This window comes from Paeniglutamicibacter sp., from assembly GCF_046714615.1.
Taxonomy (GTDB): Bacteria; Actinomycetota; Actinomycetes; order Actinomycetales; family Micrococcaceae; genus Paeniglutamicibacter.
In genome coordinates this window covers 40,099-57,508 of the sequence record NZ_JBKKAP010000059.1, presented here as the reverse complement: position 1 = coordinate 57,508, position 17,410 = coordinate 40,099, and the positions used below count along the sequence as shown (strand labels likewise).

17 protein-coding genes and 2 tRNA genes are annotated in these 17,410 nt (G+C 62.4%); 9 read left to right on the top strand and 10 right to left on the bottom strand.

Annotated features, from left to right (window positions below; translation table 11 throughout):
* Positions 1-73: 73 nt before the first annotated feature.
* The 5 genes from ACLQ7E_RS06845 to ACLQ7E_RS06825 are packed head-to-tail and all read right to left on the bottom strand — an operon-like array spanning position 74 to position 4,439.
* Complete coding sequence (locus ACLQ7E_RS06845) at positions 74-466, bottom strand: RidA family protein (protein WP_411731822.1); 393 nt, start codon at positions 464-466, stop codon at positions 74-76.
* A gap of 36 nt (positions 467-502) precedes the next feature.
* On the bottom strand, positions 503-1,267 hold the full coding sequence (locus tag ACLQ7E_RS06840) for an amino acid ABC transporter ATP-binding protein (protein ID WP_411731821.1): 765 nt from the start codon (positions 1,265-1,267) through the stop codon (positions 503-505).
* The gene (locus tag ACLQ7E_RS06835) at positions 1,264-2,190 is read right to left on the bottom strand and encodes an amino acid ABC transporter permease (protein ID WP_411731820.1); all 927 of its coding nucleotides are present in this window, start codon (positions 2,188-2,190) and stop codon (positions 1,264-1,266) included. Before ACLQ7E_RS06835 ends, ACLQ7E_RS06840 begins: the two co-directional genes overlap by 4 nt.
* A gap of 15 nt (positions 2,191-2,205) precedes the next feature.
* Positions 2,206-3,141 (bottom strand): ABC transporter substrate-binding protein, encoded by a 936-nt coding sequence (locus ACLQ7E_RS06830; RefSeq protein WP_411731819.1) that lies wholly within the window; start codon positions 3,139-3,141, stop codon positions 2,206-2,208.
* 2 nt (positions 3,142-3,143) lie between these two features.
* Complete coding sequence (locus ACLQ7E_RS06825) at positions 3,144-4,439, bottom strand: alpha-hydroxy acid oxidase (protein WP_411731818.1); 1,296 nt, start codon at positions 4,437-4,439, stop codon at positions 3,144-3,146.
* Positions 4,440-4,569: 130 nt separating this feature from the next.
* Between ACLQ7E_RS06825 and ACLQ7E_RS06820 the strand changes: the two genes are divergently transcribed.
* The gene (locus ACLQ7E_RS06820) at positions 4,570-6,255 is read left to right on the top strand and encodes a PucR family transcriptional regulator (RefSeq protein ID WP_411731817.1); all 1,686 of its coding nucleotides are present in this window, start codon (positions 4,570-4,572) and stop codon (positions 6,253-6,255) included.
* A gap of 40 nt (positions 6,256-6,295) precedes the next feature.
* Here ACLQ7E_RS06820 and ACLQ7E_RS06815 read toward each other — a convergent pair whose 3' ends face one another.
* Both ACLQ7E_RS06815 and ACLQ7E_RS06810 read right to left on the bottom strand, forming a co-directional pair.
* The gene (locus tag ACLQ7E_RS06815) at positions 6,296-6,691 is read right to left on the bottom strand and encodes a RidA family protein (RefSeq protein ID WP_411731816.1); all 396 of its coding nucleotides are present in this window, start codon (positions 6,689-6,691) and stop codon (positions 6,296-6,298) included.
* Positions 6,692-6,794: 103 nt separating this feature from the next.
* Positions 6,795-7,271 carry an Lrp/AsnC family transcriptional regulator gene (locus ACLQ7E_RS06810; RefSeq protein ID WP_411731815.1) on the bottom strand — a complete coding sequence of 159 codons (477 nt, stop codon included), beginning with the start codon at positions 7,269-7,271 and terminating at the stop codon, positions 6,795-6,797.
* A 403-nt stretch (positions 7,272-7,674) separates the two neighbouring features.
* Here ACLQ7E_RS06810 and ACLQ7E_RS06805 point away from each other — a divergent pair, with 403 nt between their 5' ends.
* From ACLQ7E_RS06805 to ACLQ7E_RS06790, 4 genes are all read left to right on the top strand, one after another.
* Entirely contained in the window at positions 7,675-7,884 is a 210-nt protein-coding gene (locus tag ACLQ7E_RS06805) for a helix-turn-helix domain-containing protein (RefSeq protein ID WP_411731814.1), read from the top strand.
* 79 nt (positions 7,885-7,963) lie between these two features.
* Positions 7,964-8,036, top strand: a tRNA-Ala gene (locus ACLQ7E_RS06800).
* Positions 8,037-8,451: 415 nt separating this feature from the next.
* Positions 8,452-9,606, top strand: coding sequence for a N(5)-(carboxyethyl)ornithine synthase (locus tag ACLQ7E_RS06795; protein ID WP_411731813.1), 1,155 nt, complete (start codon positions 8,452-8,454; stop codon positions 9,604-9,606).
* 87 nt (positions 9,607-9,693) lie between these two features.
* Complete coding sequence (locus ACLQ7E_RS06790; protein WP_411731812.1) at positions 9,694-10,365, top strand: alpha-ketoglutarate-dependent dioxygenase AlkB family protein; 672 nt, start codon at positions 9,694-9,696, stop codon at positions 10,363-10,365.
* 23 nt (positions 10,366-10,388) lie between these two features.
* Here ACLQ7E_RS06790 and ACLQ7E_RS06785 read toward each other — a convergent pair whose 3' ends face one another.
* On the bottom strand, positions 10,389-11,258 hold the full coding sequence (locus tag ACLQ7E_RS06785; protein ID WP_411731811.1) for an endonuclease/exonuclease/phosphatase family protein: 870 nt from the start codon (positions 11,256-11,258) through the stop codon (positions 10,389-10,391).
* 353 nt (positions 11,259-11,611) lie between these two features.
* On the opposite strand from ACLQ7E_RS06785, the gene ACLQ7E_RS06780 reads away from it, so the two are divergent.
* Positions 11,612-12,865 carry an NAD(P)/FAD-dependent oxidoreductase gene (locus ACLQ7E_RS06780; RefSeq protein ID WP_411731810.1) on the top strand — a complete coding sequence of 418 codons (1,254 nt, stop codon included), beginning with the start codon at positions 11,612-11,614 and terminating at the stop codon, positions 12,863-12,865.
* A 204-nt stretch (positions 12,866-13,069) separates the two neighbouring features.
* On the top strand, positions 13,070-14,299 hold the full coding sequence (locus ACLQ7E_RS06775; protein WP_411731809.1) for an MFS transporter: 1,230 nt from the start codon (positions 13,070-13,072) through the stop codon (positions 14,297-14,299).
* A 21-nt stretch (positions 14,300-14,320) separates the two neighbouring features.
* On the opposite strand, the gene ACLQ7E_RS06770 is transcribed toward ACLQ7E_RS06775, so the two are convergent.
* Complete coding sequence (locus tag ACLQ7E_RS06770) at positions 14,321-14,878, bottom strand: TetR/AcrR family transcriptional regulator (RefSeq protein ID WP_411731808.1); 558 nt, start codon at positions 14,876-14,878, stop codon at positions 14,321-14,323.
* A gap of 476 nt (positions 14,879-15,354) precedes the next feature.
* Between ACLQ7E_RS06770 and ACLQ7E_RS06765 the strand changes: the two genes are divergently transcribed.
* Positions 15,355-15,427: transfer RNA gene (locus ACLQ7E_RS06765), tRNA-Ala, on the top strand.
* Between the two features lie 62 nt (positions 15,428-15,489).
* Here ACLQ7E_RS06765 and ACLQ7E_RS06760 read toward each other — a convergent pair.
* Complete coding sequence (locus tag ACLQ7E_RS06760; protein ID WP_411731807.1) at positions 15,490-15,906, bottom strand: hypothetical protein; 417 nt, start codon at positions 15,904-15,906, stop codon at positions 15,490-15,492.
* A 318-nt stretch (positions 15,907-16,224) separates the two neighbouring features.
* Here ACLQ7E_RS06760 and ACLQ7E_RS06755 point away from each other — a divergent pair, with 318 nt between their 5' ends.
* A complete protein-coding gene (locus tag ACLQ7E_RS06755) occupies positions 16,225-17,391 on the top strand; it encodes an SH3 domain-containing protein (RefSeq protein WP_411731806.1) in 1,167 nt (388 codons plus the stop codon).
* Positions 17,392-17,410: the final 19 nt, after the last annotated feature.

Sequence of the window (17,410 nt, the reverse complement as noted above, 5' to 3'; positions counted from 1 at the left end):
TCTTTTGTTTTTACGTGACCGCCCCCACCGTGGGGTGGGCGCCGGCACCCCGGCACTACTGTTTGCGGAGTCCCTATCCGGTGGCGGCCGGGATGGCTGCCACCACGTCGATCTCCACCAAGAAGTCTCCGAGGAACGATCCAACTGTGGTGCGCACCGGATAAGGGGCTCGCACATACTGCGCATAGATGGCGTTGAATCCCGCCATGTCCCGGCCGGGGTGGTGCAGATGCACCGTTGCCTTGACCACGTGGGAGAAATCCAAGCCGTGGGCGGCCAACACCGCTCCCAGGTTATCCATGGCCCTGACGGTTTGTTCCTCGATGGTGATCCCCACCGTTTCATCGGTGACAGGATCATGAGGCGTTTGTCCTGCCGTGTAGAGGAAACCATTGGCAACGATCGCCTGTGAGTACGGGCCGGAGGGGGCCGGTGCGAGGTTGGTGCTGACTGCTTGCAACTTCATGGAAATACTTTCTGCTGGGTAAGTTGAAAAGTGTGCTTAGAGGACCTTGGAAAGGAATGCCTGGGTGCGTTCATGCTTGGGGGCATCCAAGACTTCCGAGGGAGGCCCGCTTTCCACGACGACGCCCTGGTCCATGAAGACCACATGGTCGCTTACCTGGCGGGCGAACCCGAGCTCGTGGGTGACAACCACCATGGTCATTCCCTCCTGGGCCAGGTCCTTCATGACTTCCAGGACCTCACCGACGAGTTCCGGGTCAAGGGCCGATGTCGGCTCGTCAAAGAGCATGAGCTTGGGTTTCATGGCCAGCGCCCGGGCAATGGCAACGCGCTGCTGCTGGCCGCCGGAGAGCTCCTGGGGGTAGGACCGGCCGCGGTCGCCAAGACCCACCCGATCCAGCAGCACCTGCGCCTCGGCGGTGATTTCCTTGCGGTTCCGGCCCAACACCTGGATGGGAGCCTCGATGATGTTTTCCATGATGGTCATGTGCGGGAAAAGATTGAAACGCTGGAAGACCATGCCAGATGCGCGGCGGGAAAGCGAGGTCTGGCGGTCCTTCATCTCGTGGAGGCGGCCATTGCGTTCGGTGTAGCCCACCAGGGAACCATCAACGTAGAGGCGGCCTGCATTGATCTTCTCGAGGTGGTTGATGCAACGCAGGAACGTGGTCTTGCCCGAACCCGACGGGCCGATCAGGCAGGTGACCGAGCCGCGTTCGACCTTCAGGTCGATGCCCTTGAGGATTTCGTGGGATCCGTAGCTCTTGCGGACTCCCTTGGCCTCGACCATGACGATGCTCATCGTGCGCTCCTGACTTTGCGTGGACGCTTGCGCATGATGATGGCGTCAAAGCCGCGTCCGTAGTGACGTTCGAGTTTTTCCTGGAAGTAGCTTAGGACGGTTGTCATGAGCAGGTACCAGAGGCTGGCGACGATCAGCAGCGGGATCGTCTGGTAGTTCTCCGAGTAGATGATCTGGGCCGAGTACAAAAGGTCCGAGATGGCCAGCACGGAGACCAGCGAGGTTCCCTTGAGCATGGAGATGACCTGGTTGCCTGTCGGGGGAAGAACCACGCGCATGGCCTGGGGCAGGATGATGCGGCGCATCAGCTTGGACCCGCTCATGCCCAGCGCCTTCGAGGCGTCGTACTGGCCCCGGTCCACCGAACCGATGCCGCCGCGGATGATCTCCGCCATGTAGGCGGCCTCGTTGAGCGACAGGCCCAGCAGCGCGGCCCCCAGCGGGGAGATCAGCACGTTGGCCGAGCCCAGTACGATCGAGGGGCCGCCGAAGGGGAGCCCCAGGGCGATGACCGGGTAGAGCGCGGCGATGTTGTACCAAAAGATCAGCTGGACCAGCAGCGGGGTGCCGCGGAAGAACCAGATGTAGGCCCGGGCGATCATGCTCAGGATCGGGTTTTCGCTCAATCGCATGATTGCCAGCACGGCGCCGAGGGCGATGCCGACGGTCATCGAGACGACAGTGAGCACCAGGGTCAACACGGCGCCAGTGAGGATGCGCGGGGCGAAGAGGTAGGAGACGACGACGTCCCAGTGATAGCGGTCGTTGAGCGCCACGTCGATGGCCGCCAGGGCCGCGACGACGACAACGAGAACGGCAATGGCGTTACGCACGGGGTGCTTCAACGGAATGACTGGTGCCGATTCCTCGAGGGCGGTGGCCGGAGCCTGCCCGGCCTGTTCAAGGGGTTTCTGGGTTTGCATGGAGTTCACTCCCACTTACTGCGCGAAGTTGACGCGTGCGTCGGTGATGGCGCTGGTTTCCAGGCCGTACTTGGCCAGCACCTGCTTGTAGGCATCGGACTTGATGATCTCGGCCAGAGACGCCGCCACGGGATCCTTGAGTGCGGAATCAATGGGAACGCCGGCCGCAACAGCCGTGAAGTCATACTCCGAGGCGATCTCGATGGTCGGATTCTGCGTGACCGCAAAGCCCAGGATGGGTGAGTCGGCAAGCACCGCATCCTGGCGTCCGCTGGTGAGCGCGGAGATGGCCTGGCGGGTGTCCTGGTACTGGTTGGAGACGATCTCCGGCTTGCCCGCCTCGGCGCATTCCTTGTTGTAGTCGGGGACGTTTACGGTGAGCTGGTAGGAGCCGGTGAGCAGTGCGACTTTCTTGCCGCACAGGTCCTGGTACTTCCCGATTCCGGCCGGGTTTCCTTGGGCCACGGCGACCGAGGTGCCCATCTGCATGTAGTCGACGAAGTCAAGGACCTTCATGCGTTCCTTGGTGGGAGTCATGGAGGAGACCGTCATGTCGTACCTGTCGGCGGCCATGCCTGGGATGATCGAGTCGAAGTTGGCCACCTGGATGTCGACCTTGAGCCCCAGGGACTCGCCGATCAGCCGGGCAATGTCCGGGTTGATCCCGGTCATGTCCTGGGTGCCGGGAATATAGAACTGCGTGGGCTGCTCGTTGGTGGGAATGCCCACACGGAGGGTCTTGGACGCCTTCACCGATTCCGGCAGCAGCGCGATGGCGGCCTCGTTGAGTTCGATCTCCGGCACGGCGGTGCCCGCCGCGGCGGATTCTCCTGAGGCCGGGGTCTCGGTGGCGGAGCAGGCCGTCATGGCCAGGAGTGCGCCGGCCGCCAAGGCGGTCGCTGCAGCAAAGCGGCCGCGCCGTGAACGGAGGCGGGTTGACTCGTTTTTCATGGTTACAGGCTCGTTTCTGCGTAGCTGTGGTTGGTCGGAGTGGGCGTCGTTGCCCGTGCGGTGGGGAATGCCTCGCTGTAGTGGCGCAGCAGCTCGCGGCCGTTGGCGCGAAGTTCCTCGATGCTGGTGACGCCGAGCATCATCATGGCGCGCATCATCTCGTCGCGGAACAGGTTGATGACGTGGGAAACGCCGGTCTCGCCGGCGGCGGCCAGGCCGTAGAGGTACGGGCGGCCGATGGAGCAGGCGGTTGCGCCCAGGGCAATCGCCTTGACCATGTCCGAACCGCGGCGGATGCCGCCGTCGACGATGATTTCCATCCGGCCGTCGACCGCTGCAGCGATATCCTCCAGCACGTCCAACGGAGAAGTCATGTGGTCGAGCTGGCGTCCACCGTGGTTGGAAACCTGGATGGCGTCGAAGCCGTACTCGGCCGCAAGTGCCGCGTCCTTCGGGTTGACCACGCCCTTGAGGATGATCGGGCCGCTCCAGCGCATGCGGATCTCGCGGAGGTCGTCCCAGTTGGTGGGCTCGTAGGCGCCCGCAAGCAAGGTGCGCCACATGTCCGGGCTGCTGGCCAACGGGCCCATGGGCTCCTCGGCGTCAAGGTTCGGGAAGGCAATGGCGTCGTTGGCCAGGAATCCCAGGGCCCAGCGCGGGTGCAGCGCACCCTCGACGACGGTCTTGGGCTTGATGGTCGGCGGGGCGGTGAAACCGTTGCGGTAGTCGCGTTCGCGGTGGCCAATGGAACGGCAGTCGACGTTGACGATCAGTGCCTCGTAGCCGGCGCGGGAAACGCGGTCCAGCACCGCCTGCAATTCGACCTTGTCGGCGATCGGCTCGAGGTTGAACCAGCGACGAAGGTTAGGGGCTGCGGCGCTGACATCCTCCATGGTGGTGGTGCTCAGGTGCGCCAAGCCGTAGGGGATTCCCTGGGCCAGGGCTGCACGTGCCACGGCGGTTTCGCCCTTGGGGTTGAACAGTCGGGTTCCACCGGTGGGGGAGAGGTAGAACGGCAGCGACGTCGGGCCGCCCAGGAGGGTGGTGCCGAGGTCCATCTTGTCGACCGAGCCCCACTTGGGCATGAACGACCAGTCATCGAAGGACGAGCGGTTCCGTCGCATCGAGAACTCGTCCTCGCCGCCGCCTTCGATGTAGTCGAAGATGGACTTGGGAAGGCGTTTCGATGCGAGTTTGCGCATGTCAGCCACGCTGTGGCAGCTTCGTCCGAGCCTTTCGGCCGTCGAGCGGGCCGGGCCCTGGATGGACGCGAGCGCCGTGATGTCTTTCAATCGCATGGTGGGGTTTCCTCAAATCCGTGGCTGGGAACTTTTACTGTCCGCTGCATCAATAGTGACCCACATCTCGACGCTGGGGTATGTACATAACTACACAAGGTTGCCGACATACTTGTGATAAATTCCAAGTATGGATTCACAAGAGCGAGACCGGACGGCTTCGGAACACGGTGCGGGCACGGTGCGGCTGGCCGACTGCATCCAGTTCATGCAGGCGGACCTCGTCCACGCCAATCCCACGCCGGAGAACCTGGCACACGAGGTCACCGACGTGCTGATGTACGACCCGTTGGACGAGTGGACGAACGCCGACAATCGCATCATCCTCGCCGTCGGGTTCGCCTACGGATCGGCGGATTTTGACCAGTTGCTGCACCGGGCTGCCAACAGCAACGCGGCCGCGGTCATCGTCAAGGCGCACGGGGCACACATCGAGCAACTTCGCGATGCCGCGGTCCGCCATGAATTGGCCGTATTGGTCGCACCCGGGAATGCGGACTGGACGCGACTGGTGGCACTGGCCAGGGCCTCGGTGGTCGGTGCCGCGGCGGATTCGGTATCAGGTGTCCGATTAGGGGACCTGTATGCATTTGCCAATGCAGTCGCATCGATGACCGACGGGGCTGCAAGCATCGTCGATCCCCTGGGGCGAATCCTGGGGTATTCCACCTTGCCGGGCCAGCCGATCGACGAGTTGCGCCGCGTCACGACCCTTGCGCTCCAGGAAAGCGGCGCACCGGCCTTTGATGCTGACTTCAAGGCGGTCTACGCTGCCGCCGAGGCGCTGTACATCCCCTCCACCAAGGAGGGAGTGGCAAGATTGGCGCTGGCCGTGAGGGCCGGGGGCGAGCTGCTGGGTTCCATCTGGATCATTGACCCGGGGGAAGGGCGCCATCAGGCGGCGCTGGAGGCGCTGAACCGCATGGCCCCGCTGGCCGGCCTGCACATGCTGCATGCACGTTCGGCCTCCGACTTTGGCGAGCGCCGAAACGGGGACCTCATTCGAACGTTGATCGACGACCCCGAGCATGCATCGTTTGCCGCTGCCCAGCTTGGCCTGGATATCAACCAAGGGCTCGCCGTCGTGGCCCTGACCATCGCCCAGCCCGAATCCGGAAGCCTCGATGCGGTGCGCGAAATCCATCGCTTACTGCACCTAGTCACCACCGTGTGCAACGTCAGGTTCACGACCAGCCACAGCGCCCTGATCGGCTCGGTGGTCTACGCGCTATTTCCCTGCCAGGGCGATGAACCGAGGGCAACACAGCGCCGCATCGTGCAGGAGATTGCTGCCTATGGGCATTCCATCAGTTCCCACCCGCTGGTTGCTGCGGTGGGAAGCGTTGCCCGCCGGATCCAGGACCTCCCGGAATCACGGGAGAGCGCATCAAAGACATTGCAGTACCTCTTGGGTCAATTGGCGCCAGCGGTTCGTGGCCGTGCCGGATTGACGTCAGCGGTGGCACTTTTTGAGGACCACCAAATTCCGCTGGGCCTGCTGCAGGTGGGGGAGTTCATGCAGGAGCGGGGGCTTGCTGAGTCCGACCAGCTGGCGGCTCTCCACGCCCATGACGCGGAGAACCAGACCGATTACGTGGAGACGTTGCGGGCCTACCTGGCCAGCAACGGCAGCATTTCTGCCATGGCAGGGACGCTCAATGTCCACAACAACACCGTCCGCTACCGCGTTGCGCAGCTGTCGAATATCTTTGGCCTGGACCTGGATGATCCGCAGAAGCGCCTGTGGCTGTGGTTGCGCCTGGCCACCGAGGATCTGGGCATGCAAATGAACCGGCAGGCAAGGCCCGGGAAGTAGCGCGGCCGGGAACCCCTGCCCGCCGGCTCGGGCGGAACGGCTAGTTTCCGGCCCAGGCGGTGGCTTGCACCTCAACCAGAAGCTTGGGTGCCAGCAATGGTGCGACGATGGTTGCACGCGAGGGGCGGTGGCCACCGAAGGTGTCGACCCAGGCACGGTTGTATTCGCCGGCCATGGAAGCGTCGTTGATGTAAACGGTCGTTGTGGCGACGGCATCGAGTCCAAGTTCATAGCCGGCCAGCACGGTCTGCAGGTTCTTGAGGGTCTGGACAGTTTGCGCGTAGATGTCACCTTCGCCAACCAAGACCTTGTTTTCGTCTTTGGAGACCATGCCCGAAACGAAGACAAAGTCACCGGCGCGGGTGGCGCTGGGGAACGGGCTTGCCACGGTCGTGATGCCTGCAACGTCGATATTAGTAAGGCCTGTGATGCCCATGGTGCTCCTCAATCGGATGTGGTTCGGTGGCAGGTCGCCGCCCAGAAAAGACTAGGGCATCAACCGGGCATTCACGGGGACATGGTGCGCGGGCGCGGGCCTGCTAGCCCAGGCGGTTGAGCAGGGCCGTGGTGCGATACGGGATCACGTCGCGCAGGATCATCGACGTGGAAGTCCGGGTGATGCCCGGGCAGAGACGGATCTCCTCGCTGACCCGGTAGAGGTCATCCGGATCCTTGGCGACGGCGCGGATCAGCAGGTCGGTGTCTCCTGCAGGGGCGACGCATTCGAGGACCTCGGGAATCAGGCTCAACGCCGCGATGGCTTCTTCCAGGTGCGACTGGTCAAGCTCCGCGCTGACGACGGCCGAGACTCCGCGGCCAACCGACGCCGGCTTCAAGCGGCTGGAGTTCGGGCGCAGGGCCCCGGAACTCGCCAGCCGCTCCATGCGGGTCTGAACGGTGCCACGGGCCAGGCCCAACCGCTGTGCCAGCATCATTGTGGGAACCCGTGGATCCTCGTCCAGGGCCAAGAGAATGCGCCTATCCGTATCATCCAGTTGGTACGATTCCGGCGTCATTCCGGCTCCTTCGCCTAGGTTCGGTCAGACTGACCAAGTTGTTCGGTAGCTACCGCTCCATGTTAGTCAAAATGATCAGTGATTCCCAACTGTGTTGCACGGTATGCCCGGTTGTTGCTTTAGTAGTTGTTAGAAGCTCAACCAAAGTCACAAGCTACGGCGAGCAGACCCCCGTAGCCGGACCGGATCCAGGCCGCGCTACGGGTTGGCCCACAAGGTCTCAGGTCGAATAATAAGAGTGGTCCGCAACGATTCCAAGAACTTGGAGCCATCGCGGACCACTCTTGTTTTTGACGCACTATCACCGCCACGTTGCCCTTGCAACGAGCCGCAGTTATCCACAAAACTGCTTGGGAGCGGTTCGCTGGTTCCGCGAGCGGGTAGCCTTCAATACATGAGGTTCATGCGTCTAGAAGATGTCGCCGACGAGTTGAATGTAAACCTGCCGCAGGTGCGGTCTTTGGTGCGCAGCGGGGACCTGCCGGCAATCAAGATTGGTGGACGCGGCGTGTGGCGCGTGGAGCGCAGTGAACTTGAGGCATACATCCAACGCCAATACACGGTGGCGCGGGAATCCATTGAAGCCGGAGCCGCCGACGGCGAGGAGACATAGGGATCTAGTCGACCATCAATTTTGCGTGCGGGCCACCACGGGTTTAGGCTGAAAATGTTGCGGCTCCAAGCCGTAATACGGGGCATTAGCTCAGTTGGTAGAGCGCTTCGTTCGCATCGAAGAGGTCAGCGGTTCGATTCCGCTATGCTCCACACTAGTAACCCTCTGTCCACGGAAACGTCGGGCGGAGGGTTTTAGTTTGCCCAGGTTCGCGGGTAAACGCGGCCATCCACTTCATCTCGGGTCACGAACGAGTAGCCGACATACCGCTTAGACGGATGTCGATGAACTGTACGTTGTGGCACACGGACATGTGCGGCCCGGTACGCGCCTTCGCGAGTCATATAGCGGCGTGACGGGCCACAAATGGCAAGATCACGGCGGACTTCTCGCGGACATATCGGCCACTGGATTGGCCCTTCGATGCTCCCGACAACGCCCAATGGCCCGGAGACTCAGGGGCTCGATGCCAAGACTTTTCGAACGCAGGAGAAGCCGACCCGTGTACCGTGAGCCCTATGGGGCGGGTCATTTTGGCCTGCTCCAACTAGGAAGAGAACAAGACGCATGGGCTTTAAGAACGAACTTACACTGGGTGTCATTGCCACTTCCAACAAGGTGGACGAGCAGCGTTTGCCGATCCACCCGTCGCACTTTGAACGGATTGACCCGCGCTTCAAGAACCTCATCACGGTAGAGACCGGTTACGGGGTGGCCTGCGGCATTGACGACGAAGAGCTCGCGCCGTTCGTCGGAAAATTTGCCACCCGCCAGGAAGTTATCGCAGGCAGTGACATCGTCCTCCTGCCCAAGCCCCAGCTCGCGGATCTGATGGAAATGCATGAGGGGCAGACCCTGTGGGGCTGGCCGCACTGCGTCCAGGACACTGCGCTGACGCAGCTGGCCATTGACAAGAAACTCAACGTGATTGCCTTCGAGGCCATGAACCACTGGGGCACGGACGGAAGCTTCGGGCTGCACGTGTTCCACAAAAACAATGAGTTGGCCGGCTACTCATCGGTCATTCATGCCCTGCAGCTCTGCGGCATCACGGGTGACTACGGACGCAGGCTCTCGGCAACCGTCATTGGGTTTGGCGCCACCGCCCGCGGAGCGGTCACCGCCCTGCGCGCCCACGGGATCCACGACGTGCGCGTCCTCACCGGTCGCTCCGTCGCGGCGGTCGCCTCACCCATCCACGCTGTCCAGATGGTGCAGTTCGACCACGACGGCGGACCGAACCTGAGCGAGGTCATCACCGACGAAGGACGAATGCCGCTGGCGCCATTCCTGGCCGAAAGTGACATCGTGGTGAACTGCACGCTGCAGGATCCAAACGCCCCGTTGATGTATCTGCAGACCGAGGACCTTGCGGCGTTTTATCCGGGCAGCCTGATCATCGATGTTTCCTGCGACGAGGGAATGGGTTTTGAATGGGCCAAGCCCACGACATTCGCCAAGCCAATGTTCACCGTCGGACGGAACATCAACTACTACGCAGTGGACCACAGCCCCTCCTACCTGTGGAATTCCGCGAGCTGGGAAATCAGTGAAGGTTTGTTGCCGTTCCTGGATGCGGTGATGGACGGACCGACGGCTTGGCAAGAAAGCGAAACGATTGCACGCGCCATCGAGATTCGAGACGGCGTTATCCAGAACCAGGCCATCCTGGAATTCCAAAACAGGTCTGCGGAATACCCGCATTTGATGGCAAAGAACTGATTCCCGAAACAGGTTCGGGAACGCGGCGGCAGCAGTAACCACGCAGGGGATTCCCTCACCGCCGCCAGAGCAACGGGAGGCGAAGACATGGGTACCCTCTTCTCCGAGAGCTTTCTGGGTCGGCCAAGACGGGAGCTTGCGCCCGGTGCCCATTGGGTTCCCGACTGGTTGGACACGGAGGAACAGCGTTGGCTGGTTGCTCGGTTCCACGAATGGGGACGGGGCCCGGTGCCGCCGCGTGCGGCAATGATTGGCGCCCATGAAATGTCGGTGCAAACCGTTTGCCTGGGGTGGCACTGGCGACCCTACGCCTATTCGCGTGAGGCCATCGATGTCAACGGCAACCGGGTCCTGGAGTTCCCCGACTGGATGGTGAGGCTTGGCCGCAAGGCACTCCTCGCCGCCACCCAGGACGCGGCATCCGCCGAGCGCTACACCCCGGACACCGCCCTGGTGAACTACTACGGGGCAGAATCCAAGATGGGCATGCACCAGGACCGCGACGAGCGGTCGGTCGCGCCGGTGGTCTCAATCTCCATCGGTGACACCTGCCAGTTTCGGTTCGGCAATACGCAGAACCGGAACAAACCTTACGAGGACATCCTGCTGGCCTCGGGGGACTTGTTTGTGTTCGGGGGACCGGCTCGCCTTGCCTACCACGGGGTCACCAAGGTCCTGCCCGGAACGGCACCCGCCGATTGCGGGCTAGAAACGGGACGAATCAACATCACCATGCGGGTCACGGGACTGGCCGACTGACCGGGTGCCCGGCCACGGCCTGCCTATTTCCCGGGCAGATTCAACACTGCTCGAACGGCGAAATGGTCGCTGAGTCCGGCTTCGACATTGGTGTTCGAGGTGACCTCGAGGCCGCGCACCAACACGTGGTCAAGGCGCATCATGGCAAAGGGCGACCGCGGCCAGGTGAAGCCAAGGAGGCCGTCATCCTGGTTGGGCTCCTCAAGGATCGTGGAGATCTTCTTGAAGGCGCGGTCGGTGCTGGTTGCATTGAAGTCGCCCACGGCAACCATGTTTTCATGGGGATCGGACCGCACCGCTGATGCCAACTGCACCAGCATTTCGTCGCGATCGACGTGGTCGTTGGGACGGGCCGAGGCAGCATGGATGACATAGAGCCGGAGGCTTCCGTATTCAGTGTCGACCTGCGTTGACAGGGCACGCTTCCATCCCAGTCCGAGCTCGAGCGATCGGGAATTCGAAAGTGGATACTTGCTCCAAACCCCTACCGTGCCCACCACGAAGTGATGCGGGTAGTCTTCCTCGAGGGCAGCGGTGACACGCTGGGCGCTGCCGGCATCGAGTTCCTGCAAGGCAATGACGTCGCTTCCGTCTGCGGCCAGTTCAAGGGCGGATTGTGCGGCAGCCCCGGTACCCGCCTTGATGTTCTGGCTGCTGAGCGCCAGTGTGTGGGCACCGGGTTGGGGTGCCGACCAAGACAGCGGAACAATGGCAGGGCCAAAGATGAAAAGCCAGGTCAACGTTGGGACCAGGAGCACCGCCAGGGAGGTTCTGCTGCGAGATGCCAAGGCCAGCAGCAGCAAGGCCGGAACCGCCAGACCCATCCATGGCGCGGCGTTGTCCAGGAGCAAGCCCATGCCCAGGACGTCGGGGACCCGTGTGTGGTAAGCCATCAGAAGCGCACAGGCCAGAGACCCAATAAGCACCAGGAAGCGCAGGAACCGGTGGGTACGCGATCGCCGGCGCCGCATACTTTTCGCAGCGCCAGACCGGGCAGAATAATCAGACATCGCTACCAAGGGTCGCACATTGGCCTGTGCGGTGCATGAACCGCGGCTGTGACTCGGCCGAGGCCAACCCGGACTGGATCGGGACCGGCGCCGGGGCAAACCGGTGGTCGGCTGCCGACCTCTCGACTCTGGGGGTGCAAGGTGAGATTCTAAAACTAGGAATACTAATCGCTACAACGACTTTCCGGACCTGGCCGGTTTGTTGGGTGGCACCATTCTGGCAGGAGATGAGCACCATGAGTGAATCGGCAATGACTGAACCGGCGGCGCAAGGTGAATTGGGTACCGTGGTGATTGGCGGCGGACTTGCCGCGGCCCACTGCGTCCACTCATTGCGCGAGGGCGGCTACACCAAGCCGATTACGCTCATCGCCTCCGAGAACGAAGTTCCCTATGAACGGCCCCCGCTGTCCAAGGAATTCCTCCAGGGAAACAAACAGGCGCAGGAGCTCGAACCGTTTGCCGCCGACTGGTATGCCGACACGGACGTGGACCTGCGACTGGGCGTCACCGCCGAATCCATCGACACTGCCGCCAAGGCAGTCTCACTGGGCGGATCGGCCCCGGTGGGATATGAAAACCTCGTGATCGCCACTGGCTGCCGTTCCCGGCTGGGCGGCCGCAACGCGAACATGGCCGGTTGGGACCTGCCCGGCGTCTACACCTTGAGGTCGCTGGAGGACTCCAAGAAGATCAAGGAGCAACTGGTTTCCGGCAAGCGCCTGGTCATCATCGGCGCCGGGTGGATCGGCATGGAGGTCGCCGCCTCGGCGCGCACGGCCGGAGTGGAGGTCACCGTCATCACCCCGGACCAGGTCCCGCTCGCGACTGCCATGGGCACCGAATTCGGTGCCCACGTGGCGCAGCTACACATCGCCAACGGAGTCCAGTGCCGCTTCGGGACAGCCGTCAGCGGCATTGCCTCGGACCCGGAAAAGGGCCTGGTGGTGCAGACGCCAACCGGTGACATCCCCGCGGACTTTGTCTTGCTGGCCATCGGCGCGGTGCCCAACAACGAACTGGCCGTGGCCGCCGGTCTCGAGGTAGGCACCGGAGTGGTGGTCGATGAGTACCTGCGCAGCAGCGACTCCAACATCCTGGCCATCGGCGACATCGCCGAGGCCTACAACACGACCTTGGGCAGGGCGATGAGGGTCGAACACTGGGACAACGCCATCCGCCAGGGCAAGCTTGCCGCGGCCACCATCCTGGGACGCGACGAATCCTACGACTGGTTGCCGTACTTTTTTACGGACCAATTCGATCTGGGCATGGAGTACGTCGGCGACCGCGGAGCCGACGACGACGTCGTGGTGCGGGGCGACATGGCCGCGGGGGAGTTCGTCATCTTCTGGTTGCGCCAGGGTGTGGTCACCGCGGCCATGAACGTGAACATCTGGGACGTCAACGATCACCTGCGCAGCATGATCGGCAAGAACATTCCCGTCTCCACGTTGCAGGACACCGGCAACGACCTGATGACGCTGTAGCGCCAGGCACGGAAGTCGTTGGACCGGCACGCCGGCGGCCGGCCCGGGCGGCGTGGCCGGCACCGGATTCGCCAAGACGGTCGTGGCCGTGGGCGTGCTCACGATCGTTCCTGACGGCACCGGTGGCCACGTAGGCTTGAAGTGGCGGCGACGAGGCCAGATGCACTGCCGCCTACCCACCGCTGAACCATTGAAAAGGTACCCGTGAATTCCGACGCAACTGCCCTGGGCAACAGCAGGCCGACCCGCAGCACCCAACTATCCGGAAGGGCACTGTTCCTGGCTGTCGTGGCGCTTGCCATGGGCGGGTTCGGGATCGGCACCACGGAATTCTCCATCATGGGCCTGCTCCAGGAAGGTGCCGCAGACCTGGGCGTCAGCAATGCCCGGATGGGCTTGCTGATCTCCGCCTACGCACTGGGCGTGGTTGTCGGCGCCCCGATCCTGACCGCATTGGGTGCCCGTGTCGCCCGCAAAACCATGGTCCTGTGGCTCATGGCATTGTTCACCCTCGCCAACCTCAGCTCTCTCTTTGCCGCGAACTATGAATGGATGCTCGTCTCCCGGTTCCTTGCCGGTCTCCCGCATGGGGCCTACTTCGGCATTGCCGCAATCCTTGCGGGAACCTTGGTGCCTGCATCGATGCGCGGTCGCGCCATCGCGTGGGTGATGATGGGCCTCGCGGTCGCCAACGTCATCGGCGTTCCGCTGGTGACCTTCCTGGGCCAGAGCCTTGGCTGGCGATGGATGTTCGCAGTGGTCGGGCTGGTGGGGGCGTTGACTTGGGTTGCCATCCGTGTTTTTGTGCCATTTTCCCCGGCGCACGAAGGCGCAAGTATCCGCAGGGAGCTTTCGGCCCTGCGCAGCGGACAGGTCTGGATGGCCATGCTGACCGGCATTGTCGGCTTTGGCGGGTTCTTTGCCGTGTATTCCTACATCAGCCCGATCCTCACCGACGTTACGGGGCTGCCGATCACGGCCGTGCCGCTGGTGTTGGGACTCTATGGCATAGGCATGGTCGTCGGCTCGGTGATCGGCGGACGCATGGCCGATTGGTCGGTGCTCGGCGCCATTTACGTTTCGACCACCGCCATGGTCATCTTCATGACCTTGTTCGGTCTACTCTCCACCCACGCGGTGCCCGCGCTGATCCTGGTCTTCATCCTCGGTGGCACCGGGTCACTTCTGGTACCCGCCCTCCAGGCCTTGCTCATGGACTCAGCGCCGCACGCCCAATCACTGGCCGCCTCGCTGAACCACTCGGCACTGAACGTGGCAAACGCACTTGGTGCCGCGCTGGGTGCCGCCGTCATCACCGCCGGATTGGGGTACCGGGCGCCCTCGTTCCTGGGCGCCGGCCTCGCATTGGTCGGTCTGCTGCTGGCCCTGGCCACGGGCTGGCGTGCCAAGCGACTTGCTGCGGCAAAGAAGTAGCATCACAGCTACTGCCGCGCGCTATGCGTCGGCGGCCGCGGCGCGAAGTGTCTCCAGTTTCCGCTCCGTTGCTTCATGGGTCTGTTCCATCAACAGCTTCATGGTTCCAACGACGTCAATGCTTCGGTCCACCAGCCACTGCTGTTGCAGTCCATCGGCCGTGGCAAGGACCATTCGGGTCACCGCATGGAGGTACTGGAGTTCTTCGGCCGACGGCGCGGGCTTGTCGGCGTAATAGGAGTCTTCGGAAATCTTCAGCAGCCGGGCATTTCGTTCGTGGAAGTACGCCGCGGCGGGATGCTCGGGATCCGCGGCAGCGGCCGCCATGGTTACGTACAGGGCAATCAAGCCCGGTTCGTGGTGGCCCTGCCCCAAGATATCCGCTAGGCGTCCTTCTTGTTCCTCGATGGTGCCGCTGATTTCATTGCGGGCGTCGCGCTCGCGCAGGATCTGGACCAGCAGGTCTTCCTTGGAGTCGAAGTAGTGCATCACTCCGGCCAGGGACAGGTCGCAAAGACTTGCGACCTTGCGTAGCGATGTTCCCCGGTATCCCTCGACGGCAAACACCTCCAGCGCCACAGCTAGAATCTCGGCGCGCTTTGCGATGCCCTTTGCGTATGAACCACGTATTGCCATGTTGATAGAGTAGCGAGATTTTGAGCCAAATCTTACTAACCTTTCGACTGTCGGTATTTGGTAGGCGGCCTGACTTGCAATGACTCGGGGAAATCCATCCTTGGGAACTCGGGGCGCGGCGGACACGCCAAGGCGGCAGATGCCAACGCGGCAGGGCTCGTCCGGCCATTCCATGCCGAGATTTCGGCGCATCCGAGGGTTCCGAGCGTGTCCAGCACGGCTGTGATCGACGTCATGATCGGTTGGGTTGCTGGTGTTTTTTTCCGCATGTTTTCGCGCTTCGGAGTTGTCGCCTGTTGATATTTCGTCTGCGCGAAACGGAAGTGGCCCAAGCTCGATTGGCGTTCGGGTGCCATCGTGCTGTAGATTATTATCTCGGTTCGGCAGCCTTTCGGGAAAGCCTGAAACCAATCCTTTTCGGGGGTATGGCGCAGTTGGTAGCGCGTCTGCATGGCATGCAGAAGGTCAGGGGTTCGAATCCCCTTACCTCCACGAAATACAAAAGGCCTCAAACATTGCGTTTGGGGCCTTTTGCGTTTCCCATGTCATTGGGCTCAGCTGACCGCCCGATATCCGGAATAGCCGATCATGGCCCTGAGCCACGTCACCAGGGGATCGATCCCTGTGTGCGGACGTCCATCATCCCCGACGGTAAAGACCGGTACCTCGCCGCGCATGTGCCTGGGCAGCAGGCGAAGAATGCGGTCGGTGTCGCCGCTTCCGGTCAGTAGCAACGCAACGGGACGGAATCCGAAGACCGCGTTGACCAGCGCCAATCCATGCATGCGCGAAAAACGCAGCGGACCGACCAACACCATTCCGTCAAAGTAGATGAGCTCGTGGGCCGACGAACTGGTGACCTCGAGGATCTCGCTGCGCAATTCGTAGGAATGCAGCTTCTCGGCCAGCTCCGCGGCACGCAACTTGGCCAGTGCATCACGCTGGTAATAGACGATTGCAACGCGATCCATGTGAATCCCTCATCCCTGCGACAAATGCATCCCACGGGCCCTAAAACCCGCGGATCATTCCATTTCAAGCTAGGCCCGAATCCCGTGAATTGGCTGGGAAATCGTCGCCGGCATGCAGTGCCAAGCTGTTATTTTTCGCCGACGAAGGCATGGCATGTTGCACGATTTGGAAACGGGTTGGCCCACCGCATTGCTTGGGCAGACCGGCGGCCCCATACTTGCCGCAAGAGTCTTCTTGGGGAAGCAATCAGAGGGTGGATTAAGATGCTGTGGCATTGGGGACAAAGCAATCTCGCTTGGGGTGCCTGCGGAATTTTCGTGGCAGCGGCACTTGTGATTTCATCGGCACCGGCGCTGGCCACCGGAACAGTTCAGGTTCAGGGCGCAGCTTCGACTTCAGTGATGGTGGCAACCGCGTTGCCGGCCAAGGTCAAGACCACGGCGAACCTGAACATGCGCACCGGCCCGAGCACCGCCTATCGAATCCTGCTGACCATTCCCCAGGGGACCACTGTGACGGTCACGGCGCAGGCATCCACTGGTTGGTACAAGGTCAGCTACGCCGGACACACTGGCTGGGTCAGCAACCGCTACGTCAGCATTGTGGGCTCGTCGGCACCGGCACCGAGCACGCTGCCTGCCACGGTGCGAACCACGGCGAACCTCAACCTACGTACCGGACCAAGCACGGCCTATGCGATTCTGCTGACCATTCCCCAGGGCACCACCGTGAAGGTGTTGGCCCGCGCATCCAATGGCTGGTACAAAGTCAGCTACGCGGGACGCACGGGTTGGGTCAGCAATGCCTACGTAACCACCAGCACCGGCACCTCGACGCAGGCACCCAGTGCGCCGCAATCCACGGGGCCAAACCGCACCTCGAGGGTGGTGCTGACCTTTGACGATTGCCCGCGAACGCTCAGTTCCTTCAACGCCACCATCAAGTACGCCGCCGACCACAACATGGGCTTGGTTATTGCCCCGACGGGCAATTGCCTCTCATCATTCAGGTCGCGCTACGGAGTGGATCTGGCTGCCTTGGCCCGGGCCAAGGGGCAGTGGGTCATCAACCATTCGATAAGCCATCCTGACCTGCGGCCCCTGAGTTGCGCTGCCGCCGCGGCCCAGCTCGGCGGATCCGGGGTGCACACCAACTTTGGCCGCCCACCCTACGGAGCCATTGATGCCAGCGTGCGCTGCGCCTACGACAAGGTGGGCATGGCGATTTGGACCTGGTCGCGCGACACCAGGGATTGGAGCACGAAGTCCAAGTCCATCACGGTGGCCCGGGCCTCGGCAGCAATGCCGCGGGACACCGTCCTGATGCACATGCAATGGCAGGGCTTTGCCCCGGACTCGCTGCGGCAGATCAAGGCCAACCTAGCCAACCGCGGAGTCAATGTCTGCCGCGCCTACCACGGGTCCGATGGAGTCGGAGCTGTTGCCAGGACCCCGATCCTGTTGCCCTCCTCGCTGCCCTGCTAAACCAGGCGCTCGGAGCCGC